General features: G+C 33.3%; 13 protein-coding genes. 2 read left to right on the forward strand and 11 right to left on the reverse strand.

Annotation, left to right across the window (positions count from 1 at the left end):
* Positions 1-49 precede the first annotated feature (49 nt).
* The 6 genes from JP36_RS06320 to JP36_RS06345 are packed head-to-tail and all read right to left on the reverse strand — an operon-like array spanning position 50 to position 5,777.
* Positions 50-1,027: a 2-hydroxyacid dehydrogenase gene (locus JP36_RS06320; RefSeq protein WP_039173117.1), complete on the reverse strand. Its 978-nt coding sequence runs from the start codon at positions 1,025-1,027 to the stop codon at positions 50-52.
* 12 nt (positions 1,028-1,039) lie between these two features.
* The gene (locus tag JP36_RS06325) at positions 1,040-1,984 is read right to left on the reverse strand and encodes a sugar kinase (protein WP_039173121.1); all 945 of its coding nucleotides are present in this window, start codon (positions 1,982-1,984) and stop codon (positions 1,040-1,042) included.
* Positions 1,985-1,994: 10 nt separating this feature from the next.
* The gene (locus tag JP36_RS06330) at positions 1,995-3,011 is read right to left on the reverse strand and encodes a LacI family DNA-binding transcriptional regulator (RefSeq protein WP_234702158.1); all 1,017 of its coding nucleotides are present in this window, start codon (positions 3,009-3,011) and stop codon (positions 1,995-1,997) included.
* Positions 3,012-3,013: 2 nt separating this feature from the next.
* The gene (locus JP36_RS06335; protein ID WP_039088766.1) at positions 3,014-4,288 is read right to left on the reverse strand and encodes a TRAP transporter large permease; all 1,275 of its coding nucleotides are present in this window, start codon (positions 4,286-4,288) and stop codon (positions 3,014-3,016) included.
* Positions 4,285-4,767, reverse strand: coding sequence for a TRAP transporter small permease (locus JP36_RS06340; protein ID WP_039173125.1), 483 nt, complete (start codon positions 4,765-4,767; stop codon positions 4,285-4,287). The genes JP36_RS06335 and JP36_RS06340 overlap by 4 nt, the downstream gene beginning before the upstream one ends.
* Before the next feature lie 2 nt (positions 4,768-4,769).
* A complete protein-coding gene (locus tag JP36_RS06345; protein WP_039138811.1) occupies positions 4,770-5,777 on the reverse strand; it encodes a TRAP transporter substrate-binding protein in 1,008 nt (335 codons plus the stop codon).
* A gap of 218 nt (positions 5,778-5,995) precedes the next feature.
* On the opposite strand from JP36_RS06345, the gene JP36_RS06350 reads away from it, so the two are divergent.
* Positions 5,996-6,823 carry a MurR/RpiR family transcriptional regulator gene (locus JP36_RS06350; protein WP_418904665.1) on the forward strand — a complete coding sequence of 276 codons (828 nt, stop codon included), beginning with the start codon at positions 5,996-5,998 and terminating at the stop codon, positions 6,821-6,823.
* A gap of 60 nt (positions 6,824-6,883) precedes the next feature.
* On the opposite strand, the gene JP36_RS06355 is transcribed toward JP36_RS06350, so the two are convergent.
* From JP36_RS06355 to JP36_RS06370, 4 genes are all read right to left on the reverse strand, one after another.
* Positions 6,884-8,788: a bifunctional 5-dehydro-2-deoxygluconokinase/5-dehydro-2-deoxyphosphogluconate aldolase gene (locus JP36_RS06355; protein ID WP_039173133.1), complete on the reverse strand. Its 1,905-nt coding sequence runs from the start codon at positions 8,786-8,788 to the stop codon at positions 6,884-6,886.
* A gap of 146 nt (positions 8,789-8,934) precedes the next feature.
* Positions 8,935-10,203, reverse strand: a complete 1,269-nt coding sequence (locus JP36_RS06360) for a TRAP transporter large permease (RefSeq protein ID WP_039173135.1) — start codon at positions 10,201-10,203, stop codon at positions 8,935-8,937.
* A complete protein-coding gene (locus tag JP36_RS06365; RefSeq protein ID WP_039173138.1) occupies positions 10,197-10,655 on the reverse strand; it encodes a TRAP transporter small permease in 459 nt (152 codons plus the stop codon). The genes JP36_RS06360 and JP36_RS06365 overlap by 7 nt, the downstream gene beginning before the upstream one ends.
* Complete coding sequence (locus tag JP36_RS06370) at positions 10,652-11,620, reverse strand: TRAP transporter substrate-binding protein (RefSeq protein WP_234702159.1); 969 nt, start codon at positions 11,618-11,620, stop codon at positions 10,652-10,654. The genes JP36_RS06365 and JP36_RS06370 overlap by 4 nt, the downstream gene beginning before the upstream one ends.
* 375 nt (positions 11,621-11,995) lie before the next feature.
* Here JP36_RS06370 and JP36_RS06375 point away from each other — a divergent pair, with 375 nt between their 5' ends.
* On the forward strand, positions 11,996-13,510 hold the full coding sequence (locus tag JP36_RS06375; protein ID WP_039173141.1) for a CoA-acylating methylmalonate-semialdehyde dehydrogenase: 1,515 nt from the start codon (positions 11,996-11,998) through the stop codon (positions 13,508-13,510).
* Between the two features lie 452 nt (positions 13,511-13,962).
* Here the strand turns inward: JP36_RS06375 and JP36_RS06380 are convergent, their stop codons facing one another.
* On the reverse strand, positions 13,963-15,627 hold the full coding sequence (locus tag JP36_RS06380) for a putative transporter (RefSeq protein WP_039086192.1): 1,665 nt from the start codon (positions 15,625-15,627) through the stop codon (positions 13,963-13,965).
* Between the last annotated feature and the right edge of the window lie 14 nt (positions 15,628-15,641).

Genomic DNA, 15,641 nt, shown 5'->3' on the forward strand with positions numbered 1-15,641 from the left:
CAAAACAAAAAAACCTCCTAAAGCTGACTATCTAGGAGGTCTCACTTTATTAATTTACATTACTATTAACTAAATTCTTCTGTGGCTTTTCTACTTTAAATGCCTCAATCAAATTATAAACAGCTTCCTTTGCCATATTATATCTTGTTTCAAAAGTCGCCGATCCTATATGTGGAGTCATTACTACATTATCTAATTTCAATAATTCCGAATCCAATGGTAAGGGTTCTTGCTCAAACACATCTAAACCAGCAGCTAAAATTCTTTTTTCTTTTAATACTTCTATTAAAGCATTTTGATCAATTATCTTACCGCGACCACCATTAATCAAAATAGAAGAAGGCTTCATTAATAACAATTTTTCTTTATTAATCAATTTTTCTGTTTCTTTTGTTAATGGCAAAGTAATACAAACAAAATCAGATAACTTCAATAGTTCATCTAAACTATACCATTTAGCCTTATAATCATTTTCTACATCAAATTTTCTACTTCTATTTGTATATAAAACTTCCATATCAAACCCTAAGTAAGCCCTTTTTGCCACAGCTGCACCAATTTTTCCCATCCCAATAATACCTATTTTTTTATGGTGTACATCTGTTCCAAATAAGGATTCATCAATACCCTTTTTCCATTTTCCTTGATATATAAAATTTGATGTTTCTACTACTCGTCTAGCCGTTGACAATAATAATGTAAAAACTAGATCTGCTGTAGTATCAGTCAAAACATCAGGTGTATGCATTAATCTTATACCTTTTTCTGTTAATTGATTAACATCAAAATTATCATAACCTGCTGAAATAGTAGAAATAACTTTTAAATTATCGGCGCTATCTAAGATATCTCCTTTTAAATCAAAACTAGAACCGACTAACCCTTCGGCAGAAGGTAATTGCTTAATAAATTCAGAATAATTTTCCTTATTAATTTTATTAAAAAATACTATATCAAAATTATCTTTCAAAATATTTAGTAAATCATCCGGAATTTTTTTATATAAAATAACTTTTTTCTTTTTCATAACTCATAAATCCTATATATCATATTTTGATAATTGTTCTTTATTCGGTAAACCGTCATTATCTCCAGGAAATTGAATAGCCAAAGCACCAAAAAAATTTCCTCTTTTAGCAGCTTGCTCTAATGTCTTATCTTCTAATAAAGCACTAATTACTCCCACAGCAAAAGCATCGCCAGCACCGACAGTGTCAATAATATTATCAACTTTAACCGCCGGAACAGTCCCCTCATTCCCAATTGAATCTCTAAAATAAGCACCTTTTTTTCCTAATTTTATAATGACCTTTTTGGCTCCATTTTTTATATAAAAATTAGCAATATCTTCATTAGAGTCATATCCTGTCAATATCTTTCCTTCATTAACTCCCGGTAAAACAATATCTGACTTAGAAGCTAAATAATTAATCTTCTCTCTCATAATATTTTCGTTTTTCCAAAGAACAGGGCGAAGATTAGGATCAAATGTGATTATTCCGGATTTACTACGAACTTGATTTATCAAATATTCTGCTACATCAAAACAATTATCCGATAAAGCCGGAGCAATTCCTGTAATATGCAAGAATTTAGTATTTATTACTTTATCCAGATCTGCAATAGATAAATAACTAGCAGCAGATCCTCTTCTAAAGTATTCAACTTCAGGATCACCGTTCATATTTTTTAATTTAGATTTTAATTGAAATCCGGTTCTATGCGTAGAATCTATTTTAACAAAATCACTATTAATATTTTCCTTATTTAAATAATTTAATATTGTTCTACCAAAAGAATCCTTTCCTATTTTACTAATCCAACTTACATTAAAACCTAATCTGGCTATGCCCGTAGCAACATTCAATTCTGCTCCTGCAACTCCTTTACTAAAATAACTAACATCATCTAAAGGTTTTTCTTCCCCTGCAATAAACATTATCATTGCCTCACCAAAAGTCACTACATCAAAAATATTTTTCATATTTTATCCTCTATAATATTGTAGAACCTCGTTCAATTAACCTTCCGGAATAAGCAATATTATTTCTTTCTACAACTGATTTATTAATCCTATTTATTAGTAATTTACAAGCCATATAACCAATATCGTAAGTAGGTTGCTCTAATACAGATATTCCTCCTGGTATAATATTACTCCAATTAGGATTATCAAATGTAATAAATCCAATATCCTTACCCACCTTTATCTCTATTTTTTCAAGCATAGATAATAAATTCAATGCTACCTTTCCATTTACAGAGATAATAGCTATTTTTTTATCTTTATTCTTGATAAAGAAATTTAAAATTTCATTTTTTAAAAAAGAAGAATTTTCTGAATAATTTACTTCTAAAACTTTCCCTATCACATTAATATTACTTACAATATATTCTTTAAATGTTTGTACTCTGATTGATCTCGCTTGACTTAACTGCACATTTTCTGTCACGAATAGTAATGCATTAAATTTCTTATTTAATAAATAATCAATCATCATTCTAGTAGATTTTTTATTATCCAATCCCACTAGATCACATTTGTAATTAGATATCTCTCTATCTACAGAAACAACAGGAATACTATAAGAAGAAAGAACATAATTTTCTATCTGTAAACTTTGAATAATTACTCCCTCAACCTGATAACTAGATAATGATTTTAAAATTTTTGTTTCTCTTTCAAAACTATCATTTGTACTAAATAACAATAGTGCATAGTCATTCTCAAAAGCATACTTTTCTACGCCTTGAAATAATTCAATTGAATAAGAGTTATTTATATCAGAGACAATGAGAGCAATCAGTTTAGTATTTCCTCTTTTTACTCCTTGTGCAATTTGGCTAGGGAAGTAATTTAATTTTTCAACTGCCTTTTCTATCCTAGCTACAGTATCTGGAGCTATTAAATTAAATTTTTTATTTAAAAATCTTGATACTGTAGCTTTACTTACTCTTGCTAATTTTGCTACATCATTTATCGTCGTTTTTTTTTGCATATCTCGTAACATAATTAACTGATAACAATATCACTTAACAGAATACTTGGGATAAATATAACAACTGCTAATACTGCTACAATAATTGCTATATATGGTAAAACTGCTTTAAATGATCTATCTATAGATAATCCACCAATTACACTAGAAATTAGCAAACACAATCCATAAGGCGGTGTAATCAATCCTATAGATAATGTAATAATAATTACAATACCTAACTGAACAGGATCAACACCGATAGATTGAGCCACAGGATAAATGACAGGAACAAATAATACCATTGCCGGAATAGCATCCATAAATGTTCCAATGAATAGGAAGAATAAAATAATTAATAAGAAAAACACATATTCTCCACTATATAAATTACTAAAAAATCCAGCAACAATATGGTTGATTCTCATATATCCTAAGAACTCTCCCAATGCGGAGGCTGCTGCCAGTGCAAATAAAGATAAACAACTTAGCTCTAAAGTTTCTATTAATATTTTAGGAATATCTCTATAACTAATTGTTTTATAATAATACGCACTCACTAAATAGGCATAAATCGCCGAAAATGCCGCTGCTTCAGTTGCAGTAAATATACCGAATACAATGCCTAAAATAATAATTAATGGCGTTAATAATGCTGGCAATGATTGCTTAAAAAGTTGCCAAAATAGAGATAATGTTATTGGTTTTTCTTTCGGCAAGTGTTCTTTTATTGCAACATAATAAACAAAAGCCATCATTCCAAGACCAATTAATATTCCTGGTAATAATCCACCAATAAATAACTTACCAACAGAGGTATTAGTTAATCCGGCATAAATAACCATAGTAATACTCGGAGGAATAATACTGCCTATGGTCGAAGATGCCGCAGTAACGCCTACAGCCATCTCTTTACTATAGCCTTTATCTATCATATTCGGGATCAATATTTTTCCTATTCCTGCTGTATCTGCTTGAGATGAACCGCTTACTCCAGCAAATAACATAGAAACTAAAATATTTGCATGTCCTAAACCACCAGGATAACGTCCTACAATTCCTAATGAAAAGTTGATTAATTTCTTTGAAATATTTCCTCTATTCATAATAGAAGCAGTTAAAATAAATAAAGGAACAGCTAATAAAACATAGGAATTTAAACCATAAAACATTTTCATTGGAATAACTGTATACGGGACATTGCCAATAAAAACAATGCCAAGTAAAGCAGAAATAGCAATAGAATATGCAATAGGAATTCCAATAAATATAAATAATATGAATAATATAGTAATCGCTAAAAGTGTCATTGTTTCTTCCTTATCAGCAAGCTCATTTGCTCAAAGCTATCTTCTAATAAAAATAGGATAATACTTGAAAAAGTAATTGGTAAAATTAACCAAACATATCCCTGTCTAAAGGCTGGGATAGTGACCCATTTAGAATTCCAAAATGATGAAGTAATTTCAGCTGAGTAGACTAGACATATTATAGAAAAACATAATATTATCCCATTCTGAATAAGAGATAATATACATTTATATTGTTCTGATTCTATTTTGTTTTTTAAGAAAGAAAAGCTGAAATGTCTTTTTTTTCTTGTCATTACTGCTGCGCCTAATAATATCGACCAAATAAAAGCATTTACTGAAAGCTCTTCTGTCCAAATAACGCTGATATGGAAATAGCGACTAATAACTTGTATAAATGTTGTAACTACAAATATTGAAAGAAAACAAGCACTAATCACGAGCTCCAATTTAGCTATGAAATCAATTATCTTACGCATAATTAATCCTTAGCTAATTTTCTAATTTGCTCTATCACATCTACCATATTATGTTCTTTACCCCATTTATCTTGAATTTCTACAGCTTTTAGAACAAATGGTGTAGTATCAAGACTATTAACTTTTGCTCCATCAGCGATAGCTTTTTCTTTATAATTTTTTTCTTCCACATATACTGCATTTCTTTCAGCATCTGTCGCTGCTTTCATTGCATTTTCAAATACTTCCTTATGTTTATCATCTAATTTATCCCACAATCCTGCACGTACTAACAAAAATCTTGTTGTATAATCGTGACCTGTTTCAGAAATATATTTACCATTATTTGTTTTGTGGTGTTCCATTGGAACTAAATAAGGATAAGCATTTTCAGCACCATCAACGACATTACTGCTTAATGCTTGATATAACTCTGCCCAAGCAACAGATGTAGGAATTGCACCAATGCTAAGCCAATAATCGGAAACCACTCCTGATGTTTGAGTTCTAATTTTAAGCCCTTTTAAATCCTCAGGTTTAAATACTGGTTTCTTACCATACCAATGACGAACACCGGCAGTCCAATAACTTTTCACATAATATTTCTTACCTGATTTTTCATAGATAATATCTGCAATTTTCTTACCGATATCTCCATCAACAACTTTTTCCCAATGTTTATAATCATTGAAAAGATAGAGTAGAGAAAATATATCTACCTCATCAATTCCTAATGAAGTCATAAATCCTGGTGAAACTAAAACAACATCAGCACCACCTAAAATAAGTTTTTCAACTAATTCATTTTCATTTGTACCAATAGTTCCGGCATGCACCTCAATATTAAATAGTTGAGATTGTTCCGCATCATCTTTAAGTTTTAACATTCCTGTCTGATAAGGACTATCTAAATTTGTCTGATTATGTGCAGCAACAACATTTACTTTTCCTGTATCAGAAGTATTTTTATCATCACATCCATTGAGTAATACTAAAGAAGATAATAGCAATGCTAAAATTGATTTTTTCATAAGGAACTCCCGTTAACATAATGACTAAATTTATACTTAAACCTATTATGAAACCGGTTTCACAACAATAAGGAAAGTAAAGAAAGGTGATCACTATCACAAAAAATTTACGCTTTTTATTTATTAATCTATATCAAATATCCAAAACACCTTTCCAATTTTGATCTAGATACTTTAGAATATTGCTTACATTTCCATCATTACCGATTCCTTTTACTATGAATACATCAATGAAAGTTGAAGAATTAGAAAATAAAATTAGAGAACGTTACGACAGTTTAAGTAAACGATTAAAACAAGTTGCCAAATATATTTTAGATAATCCAAATAGTGTTGTTTTTGATACTGTTGCCGTCATCGCTGAACGAGCGGGTGTTCCTCCTTCTACCTTAATCCGTTTTGCCAATGTATTTGGTTTCAACGGTTTCAATGAAATGAAACAAATTTTCAAAGAAAGCTTAATGGAATCAACTGCTGATTACCAAGAACGTGCGGAGTTATTCCATAAAATGGGGGAAAAAAGAAATGAGCAAAGTAGTCCTGAAAATATTCTCGCCGTTTTTTCACACGCCAATGCTACAGCGCTCACGCAATTATCTAATAGCATTGATCCAAAACAACTCAATGAAGCTGTAAAATTGCTGGATTCTGCTAATACAATATTCATTATCGGCTTAAGACGTTCATATAGTGTGGCGTGTTATTTAAATTATGCCCTACATCATCTCAATCGCAGCTCCTTTATTATTGATGGTTTAGGCGGAATGTTTGAAGAACAATTAAATGTTATAAAACCGGGAGATGTGGTCGTCGCAATCAGTTTTTCACCTTATGCCAAAGAAACACTTAATATTTTGGACTCTGTAGCTAAAGCTGGAATTAGACAAATCGCGATTACAGACAGTCAGTTAAGCCCTTTAGTCAGTTTTAGTGATATCGCGTTCATTATAAAAGAGGCTCATATCAATGGATTTCGCTCACAATGTTCAACAATGAATCTTGTGCAAAGTTTGGCAATTTCACTTGCTTTTAAACAAAAATCATAATAAAAACGGCTAATTTCCCAACAAAATTAGCCGTTTAACACATATAATGATAACTAATCTTTACCCTTTATACTTTTTCCATAAATGAATCAACCGCTGATATTTTTCACGAACAGACTTCATTAACACATCATCATTAATTTCATTTGCTAACCATTTGGCTGACGCTTCTGCAAAAATAGTTCTTCCAACTGCAAATCCTTTGACGATATCTGCATTAGCGGCTTCTTTAAAAGTTTCATCAAAGACACTTTCCGGCGCATCTAGACCTAAGATCAAGACGCCACGACAATAAGGATCATTGGCTGAAATCACCGCTGTAAGCTGCTGCCAAGTGACTGCTTTTAACCCCGGCAATTTCCACCAATCCGGTTTTATACCTAATTGATACAAATGACGAACAACATCAAGATAATAGCTCTCTTTTTGTTCCATTGTTGATGGTAAAATGATCTCTAACAATAATTCGTGACCTGTACGACAACAAGCCTGATACACCTCAAGCAATTTTTTATCCTGAGTTTGTCTCATTACTTCATTATCATTTGGATGATAAAAAACCAAACATTTTACAATATGCTCTTTAGGCCATAATATTAATTGACTACCTAAATCACCGTATTCCAAGGCCAATGGACGAGATGCCGGTTGCTCTATCGGACGACCAATCCACCATTTCTTTCCGGTAACTGCATTTAATACATCTTGACCATATGTAGTATCTGCTAAAATCCCAGCCTGACCATTTGCAATTCCCTCTTTCTCTGCTGTTTTTTCTGCTGCTTTCAATAGCAATTTTTTTAGCACAGGGATCCGATGAAGATCAGCCCCACATTTATTTGCCATTTCCTCAAGTTGTAAACGGTGATCGAAAGCAAAAATACAGACATTATCCCATTGTTGCTTTCTAGTGGTAACACGATGTAAATGATTTAGTCTATCATCTAGATCCGGTCTAGGGACATCCTCAGAACGAGATAAATAATCATCCAACTCCGCTTTTGTTGGCATCGCTGGCGCACAGCCATGACGAGAGACCACTAAAGCCCCACAAGCATTAGCATAGCGACACGCTTGTTCCCAACCTTCTCCATTAACATAACCACGCAATAGCCCAGACATAAATGCATCACCAGCACCCAATACGTTCAATACAGCAACACGAACGCCATAAACATTTAAGCCACCATCCAGATCATTAGGAATATCCCCCTCAAAGACAGAACACCCTGATGCACCTCGTTTACACACTAAAGTCGCCTGACTATATTTACGGATATTCTTCAATGCTGTCAAAGTATCCGTTGATCCTCCTGCAATATGAAATTCTTCTTCTGTTCCAACCAGTACATCAAAATGATGTAATACTTCCTGCAATGATTTCGTTACCTTTTCAGAATCTATATAGCGTGTTTCACCATCACCTAGAGAAGTCAATCCCCACAGCACTGGCCGATAATCAATATCTAATAAACGTTTTGTTCCATTTCGTCCAGCATATTCTAAAGCGGTTAAAACTGCTTGACGTGTTTTAGGATGAGAAAGATGCGTACCTGTAATGGCTAATGCTTTTGCTGAGGCAATGTATTCTTCATCAAAATCATCCGCTGTGATCGCCATATCTGCACAATTATCACGATAAAAAATAAGAGGAAATGTTTCCTTATCTTTGATTCCTAAAATAACTAATGCAGTAAGACGCTCTTTATCAGTAATTAAATGACTGGTATCCACGCCAACACTTTGCAATTCTTCTCGCAAAAAACGCCCCATATGCTCATCGCCAACTCTTGCCAACATTGACGACTTCAAACCTTGAATCGCCGTTCCATACGCAACATTACCGGAAGAACCACCTAAATATTTTGAAAAACTGCTCACATCTTCCAAACGAGAACCAATCTGTTGTGCATAAAGATCGACTGCGACACGCCCCAAACAGATTACATCTAATGTTTTAGACATTTTATGCCTCCTAAAATCTATATGATGAAATAAACGATTTAATATTTCACAACTTATAGTTATAGCCGTTATATTTAAATAAACTTCTTATCTAAATAGGTGCTTCACTAGCATATTTATAATTTATTCAATCAAACAAATAATATTTATGAAAGTATCCTAGGAATCCACAATGAAAAACTTGGAAATAAAATCATTAATAAAATAACAAAAAATACTATAGACAAATACGGTAATAGATATTTTAAAGTTTTATCTAATTTAACCTCTGCTATCCCCATAGTAATAAATAAGACTCCTCCTACTGGTGGAGTAACTCCAGCATAAACTAAAACAACGATCATTATAATTGCAAATTGAATCGGATCTATACCGTACTGATAAGCTATTGGCATTAATATTGGAGCAACAATAATTGTCGCCGCTATTGTTTCGACAAACATACCAATAAATAGCAGAAATAAAACTAATAAAAATAAAATTACATATGGACTATCCGTAATTCCTGTTAAAAAATTTATAATAACCTCTGGCAATCTTGTAAAAGCAATAATCCAAGATAATACAGTTGCTCCAGAAATAATTAGAGTACACATAGCAGTCATTGTTGCCGCATTAATTATAGCTTTTTTAACTTTATAAAAGTTTAATTCCTTATAATATATTCCAACAAAAAAAGCATATATAACAGCTATTGCTCCTGCTTCTGTAGGAGTAAATAATCCAGCTAGAATTCCTCCAATAATAATAAACGGCATTAATAAAGCTAAATATGAATTTTTCATAGCCATACATAATAACTCTCTTGATGCCTTACTATCTCCTCCTAATTTTAATTTTTTAGCATAAATATAAGTAACAATAACTAAACCTAATGCTATTGCTATACCAGGAACAACACCCGCTAAAAATAAATCTTTGATAGATAACCCTGTTAAAGAAGCAAAAATAATAGCCGTAAGTGAAGGAGGGATAATAGGTCCTAGAGAGCCAGCAACAGCTTGCAATACAGCGCTTAATCCAGCTGGATATCCATTTTTTTTCATAGATGGGATCATTAAAGAACCTACGGCTGCAGTATCTGCTGCTGCAGAACCGGAAACTCCAGCAAATACTACGGATGTAGAGATATCTATCATTCCCAGTCCTCCTTTAAAATGACCGACCAGACATTTTGATAAATATATTAATCTTTTAGATATACCACCATGTTCCATTAATTCACCTGCCAACATAAAAAAAGGAATAGCTAACAGGGAAAAAGTATTTAATCCAGAAAATAGGCGTTGAGATATCAAAGTCAATGGCAAATCATTAGCCATTATTGCAATCACTGCTCCTAATCCCATAGAAAAAGCTATAGGTACTCCAAGAATAATTAATATAAAGAAAGTTAAAAATGCAATTACTAACATAATTTTCCATCCTTATGTTTTATAAGAAAATGTATTTGCTCTATTAACATCAACACACCACCTATAGGAATTGATAAATTAATCAGCCACATTGGAATATTTAATAATGGAGAAAAGACTAATAAATTATTTATACATAACTCATATCCGAAATAGATTACCAATCCCACATAGAAAATAGAAATAATATCTACTAATATATATGGTACTCTGCCTAATTTATCACCAATGGACTGTAATAATATATCAAAAGTGATATTTGCTCCCCTAGCTATAGTAAGGCTGGATGATACCCATGCCAGCCAAATAAATAAAAATCTAGACAATTCTTCAGTCCAAGCAAATGGAGTCGAAGTCAAAAACCTAGAGAAAATACCTATTGAAACAGTAATTACTAAAAAAGAGAATAAAAAAACAACTACCCATTCTCTAAAAACATTTATATATTTCATTTTGATATTTCCTCATATAAATTATGCAAATTATTTTTATTAATAAAATTGTCTACCATAGATTTTGTTTTTTCTTTTAAAATAGAGAAATCTACTTGATTGAAAATTACACCTTTATCCAATAAATACTTTCTCCATTTTTTATCTGTATCTTGACTTTTTATATAAAAATTATCTACCGCATAATTTACAGCATCAGAAACCCATTTTTTTTCTTGTTGACTTAACGATTGATATTTTTTATTACTAATATTTAATGCTGTAAACGTCATGGCATGTTGAGTTTCATACCAATTTTTAGCGACTTCATTAATTTTTATAGAACTAAGAAATTCAGGATTTCCCTCCATTCCATCCACTACTCCCGTTTGTATTGCTGTATATGCTTCTCCTGAAGGAATCGGGTTAGGAGTAGCTCCAATACTTTTAATTATGTCAATTAATGTAGGAGAATTTGGAGTTCTAATTTTTATTCCAGAAAAATCACTATTTTTTACCAATGGTGATTTCAAGATGATATTTCTATAAGCAACAGGTTGAATACTAAGGATTTTTACCTCTGAAATTTTTTGTATCTCATCAATCATTGGTTGCATCACATTGCTTGAAAAAATTTTTTTAATTGACATACGATCTTTAAATATATATGGCAAATCTAGTATTCCTATTGGGGGATAATAAGAGCCAATAATACTAGTATCAGAAATTGACATATCTATTGTTCCTAGCTTCATCCCTTCAAATAATTCAACTTGTCCTCCTAAAATACCATTAGGATAAACATCTACAGTTAATGTCCCATCTGACAATTCTTTCAACTTATTTGCAAAATCTAAAACAAGGATATGATTCACATTATCTGTCGTCATATGATGCGCCAATCTTAGAACTGTAGCAGAACTTCCAAAAGAAACAGCTCCAGCCAATAAAAATGTCATTGTTTGTCTAATAAATAAATTACGCATAAGATTCTCCTTAGTTAGTGAATCAATTGATATATAGAACTTTTAACACCTCTCAAAAGAGATATTTCAATAATATTGAATTTAGAATAAAAATTCTGTGATGATGCTCACATTTCTATCATTAAAATATTCTTTTGAATAAAAATTAATCAAGTTAAATTAAATATATGATTTATATAAAATAAATTCATTAATATTCTGAACTTAAGTATATAAATCAACTCATTTAATACGTATAACATAAAATAAGATATTGATTTCTTTTAAATTAATTAAAAAATTAATTTTTCATTTATTTTAAATTGAAATTTTCATTTCAAAAGAGTATGTTATCTCCATCATCAACCTAAAGAATGTTAAACAGAGAGGATTACTATGAACTCAATTATTCCAAATTTTATCAATGGTCAACCTATAGAAAGTGAAAGCCAACGTATTAGTTTTGTTTATAATCCTGCCACTGGTGAGCAGACAAAACAGGTGAAACTTAGTACGACTGCTGAAATGGAAAATGCAATCAGTGCAGCTCAAGATGCTTTTCCGGCTTGGTCTCAACAATCTCCATTACGTCGAGCGAGAATTTTATTTAAGTTCAAATCATTATTAGAAGAAAACTTCGATGAATTAGCTCGTCTTATCAGTAATGAACACGGAAAAATTTATTCTGACTCCATTGGAGAATTGACTAGAGGGTTAGAAGTAGTCGAGTTTGCAACTGGTATTCCACATCTATTGAAAGGAGAATATTCAGCTAATGTAGGACGCGGTATTGATAGTTTTTCACTAATGCAGCCTTTAGGTGTTGTTGCAGGCATCACCCCATTTAATTTTCCTGCAATGGTGCCAATGTGGATGTTTCCTATTGCATTAGCTTGTGGTAATACCTTTGTATTGAAACCTTCTGAAAAAGATCCTTCATTATCGATTCGTTTAGCAGAATTATTAAAAGAAGCTGGATTACCGGATGGGGTATTTAATGTAGTTCAAGGAGATAAAGAGGTTGTTGATGTATTATTAAAAGATCCTCGTATTCAAGCTGTAAGTTTTGTTGGTTCAACGCCAATTGCACAATATATTTATGAAACCGGTTCTAAATATGGAAAACGTGTGCAAGCATTAGGTGGAGCAAAAAATCACGCATTGATTATGCCTGATGCAGATATTGAAACTACGGCTAACTCACTATTAGGAGCAGCTTTCGGCGCCGCTGGCGAACGTTGTATGGCGCTTTCTGTAGCCGTTACAATTGATGATAATTATGCAGATACACTTGTCCAACATTTAATACCAAAAATAAAAGGATTGCGCATTGGTCCTGGAGTTTTACCTGAAGGTAAACCAGAAAATGAAATGGGACCATTAATTTCTAAAGCTCACTTAGAAAAAGTATCTGGTTATATAGACCAAGGTGTGAGTGAAGGTGCAAAATTAGTGGTTGATGGACGAAATTATAAAGTTAAAGGTTATGAAAACGGTTATTTCATTGGTGGTAGTTTGTTCGATAACGTTACTCCGGAAATGACTATTTATAAAGAAGAAATTTTTGGGCCTGTTCTTGCGATCGTCCGTGCTAAAAACTATCAAGAGGCTATTCAACTTATTAATGAACATCAATACGGTAACGGCAGTGCAATCTTCACCAGTGATGGCGATGCTGCACGTCAATATAGTCACGATGTCAAAGCCGGTATGGTTGGCATCAATATTCCGATTCCTGTTCCTATGGCATTCCACTGTTTTGGTGGCTGGAAAGCCTCTATCTTTGGTCCTCTTAATGCTTACGGCCCTGATGGAGTTCGTTTTTATACTCGAATGAAGACTGTTACTAGCCGTTGGCCGAATCATCAAATGAGAGAACAAGGTACTGCATTCAGTATGCCAACGTTATAATCTAAATAATTTTAAATAAAAATTTTGATCTGTACCCCTAAAGTTCAACTTATTATCCAACCACAGGGGTGCAGATTTTTTATGAGCAAATATAACCAAATTTTCAAACTGCAAGCCATACAGACTGTTCAAAACTGTAAATTGAATATGGAATAAGTCGGTTTATATTTTGTTGACATCCTCCTTCGCCTAAAGTCGGGGGATTCCTACTAGCTCCTATTGCATGCAATAGGCTACTCTCGGTGGGTTCTTGCTGCTGACCGCTAATGCGGTTCACTTCACAAGCGCTACGGGCATACCCTGCCCTAAAAACTGTTTAGATAATGCTACGGATGAAAGTAGAATATTTTATGGGAAATCTTTTGAAAACATTGAAGAGCTTGAAAGAAAAACCAACCCGACTTAAATCGGGCTGGGAAAATATTATATAAATATTTTTTGATTAATAATCGCTAAGCTGAAAACCACAACAGTAGAATTGCCAACAATTGCGGTGTTATGATCCTGAGGAACATTACTAACGGGTACACTGTCGCATAAGAGAGCGATGCTGCGCCACTTTCTTCCTTTAATGCATTGGCAAACGCTAATGCCGGAGGATCAGTCATTGATCCTGCAAGTAGCCCACAGATAGTGAGGTAATTCAACTTACCATAAATTCTCGCCACAATTCCAGTAATAAATAATGGAATAAAGGTGATAACCGCACCATAAAGCACCCATTCACCGCCATCACCATCAATTAATGATTCAAGGAAATTACCGCCTGATTTCAACCCAACAACGGAGAGAAACAACACAATGCCAATTTCACGCAATGCTAAGTTAGCACTTGGTGGCATAAACCAATAGAGTTTTCCGATACTACCGATTCTCGCTAAAATTAACGCAACCACTAACGGGCCACCTGCAAGCCCAAGTTTCAATGCCACGGGGAAACCTGGAATTTGTACCGGAATAGAACCCAATAACACCCCAAGACCGATACCGATAAAGACCGGCAACATCTGAACTTGTTGCAATTTTTGCTGCGCATTTCCGATAATGGCGGTAACTGCTTCAATGGCATCCAAACGACCAACAAGATTCAATACGTCCCCGAACTGTAAGCTAGTATTCTGGCTAGGAACCAATTCAACCCCGGCACGGTTCAAACGAGAAATAACTACTTCATATTTTTGGTGGATATTTAAATCACGAATTTTTTTACCAAGAACCTGTTCATTGGTCACAACAACACGAACAGTACGCAAATCCGTACCACGCGTTGTTAAAAGCTCATTCGCTGCCAATTCACCAACCACTAACTGCACACGATGAAGCACCGCCGGTTCTCCGACTAAATGCAGATAATCGTTCAAATTTACGATAGTGTCATCTTTCGGCACTAATAACAAATCACCACGTTTTAAACGTGAACAAATGACATCTTTCAACTCCAAGCCCGGAATTTCAGACATCCTCAATCCGGCTAAATTAGGATTGGTAACGCGCACATTAATCGCACTTAGTGTCTCTTTATCGTGATTCATCTCACGTTCAAAGGCTGCCGCTTCCTGATCCACTTTAATTTTGAAGAATAAACGAATTAGCCACATTGTTAATAAAATACCGCAAATACCGAACGGATAAGCCATTGCATAAGCTGTACCCATTGTTTCTGTGATATTAGTAAAACCAAGTTCTGCTAGGATTTGCTGTCCTGCACCTAAAGACGGAGTATTAGTAATTGCACCGGAGAAGATCCCTAAAATAACCGGAAGTTCCAATCCAAACAATTTATACATTACGATAACAATTAATGCGCCTAAAAAAACGATCATCATTGCAAATAAATTCAGTTTTAGACCGGATGATCTTAAAGAAGAGAAGAAGCCCGGGCCAACTTGAATTCCGATAGTATAAACAAACAGAATCAAACCGAATTCTTGCACAAAGTGCATGGTGTGAGCATCTAATGTAATACCATACTGCGTTGTGAAATGTGAAACCAATATTCCACCAAACAGCACACCGCCGATCCCTAAACCGACGCCCCTAATTTTCCAGTGTCCTATCCATAATCCAAGTACAGCAACTAATGATAGGAGACTGATAGTGATAGCAATATCACTCATACAACTACTCCTTA

The sequence above is a fragment of the Gallibacterium genomosp. 1 genome (assembly GCF_000771875.1).
Taxonomy (GTDB): Bacteria; Pseudomonadota; Gammaproteobacteria; order Enterobacterales; family Pasteurellaceae; genus Gallibacterium.

Bases quoted from the DNA above. Each gene is read 5' to 3' on its own strand.
- JP36_RS06320 (WP_039173117.1), bottom strand. From the start codon at position 1,027: ATGAAAAAGAAAAAAGTTATTTTATATAAAAAAATTCCGGATGATTTA.
- JP36_RS06325 (WP_039173121.1), bottom strand. From the start codon at position 1,984: ATGAAAAATATTTTTGATGTAGTGACTTTTGGTGAGGCAATGATAATG.
- JP36_RS06330 (WP_234702158.1), bottom strand. From the start codon at position 3,011: ATGTTACGAGATATGCAAAAAAAAACGACGATAAATGATGTAGCAAAA.
- JP36_RS06335 (WP_039088766.1), bottom strand. From the start codon at position 4,288: ATGACACTTTTAGCGATTACTATATTATTCATATTATTTATATTTATT.
- JP36_RS06340 (WP_039173125.1), bottom strand. From the start codon at position 4,767: ATGCGTAAGATAATTGATTTCATAGCTAAATTGGAGCTCGTGATTAGT.
- JP36_RS06345 (WP_039138811.1), bottom strand. From the start codon at position 5,777: ATGAAAAAATCAATTTTAGCATTGCTATTATCTTCTTTAGTATTACTC.
- JP36_RS06350 (WP_418904665.1), top strand. From the start codon at position 5,996: ATGAATACATCAATGAAAGTTGAAGAATTAGAAAATAAAATTAGAGAA.
- JP36_RS06355 (WP_039173133.1), bottom strand. From the start codon at position 8,788: ATGTCTAAAACATTAGATGTAATCTGTTTGGGGCGTGTCGCAGTCGAT.
- JP36_RS06360 (WP_039173135.1), bottom strand. From the start codon at position 10,203: ATGTTAGTAATTGCATTTTTAACTTTCTTTATATTAATTATTCTTGGA.
- JP36_RS06365 (WP_039173138.1), bottom strand. From the start codon at position 10,655: ATGAAATATATAAATGTTTTTAGAGAATGGGTAGTTGTTTTTTTATTC.
- JP36_RS06370 (WP_234702159.1), bottom strand. From the start codon at position 11,620: ATGCGTAATTTATTTATTAGACAAACAATGACATTTTTATTGGCTGGA.
- JP36_RS06375 (WP_039173141.1), top strand. From the start codon at position 11,996: ATGAACTCAATTATTCCAAATTTTATCAATGGTCAACCTATAGAAAGT.
- JP36_RS06380 (WP_039086192.1), bottom strand. From the start codon at position 15,627: ATGAGTGATATTGCTATCACTATCAGTCTCCTATCATTAGTTGCTGTA.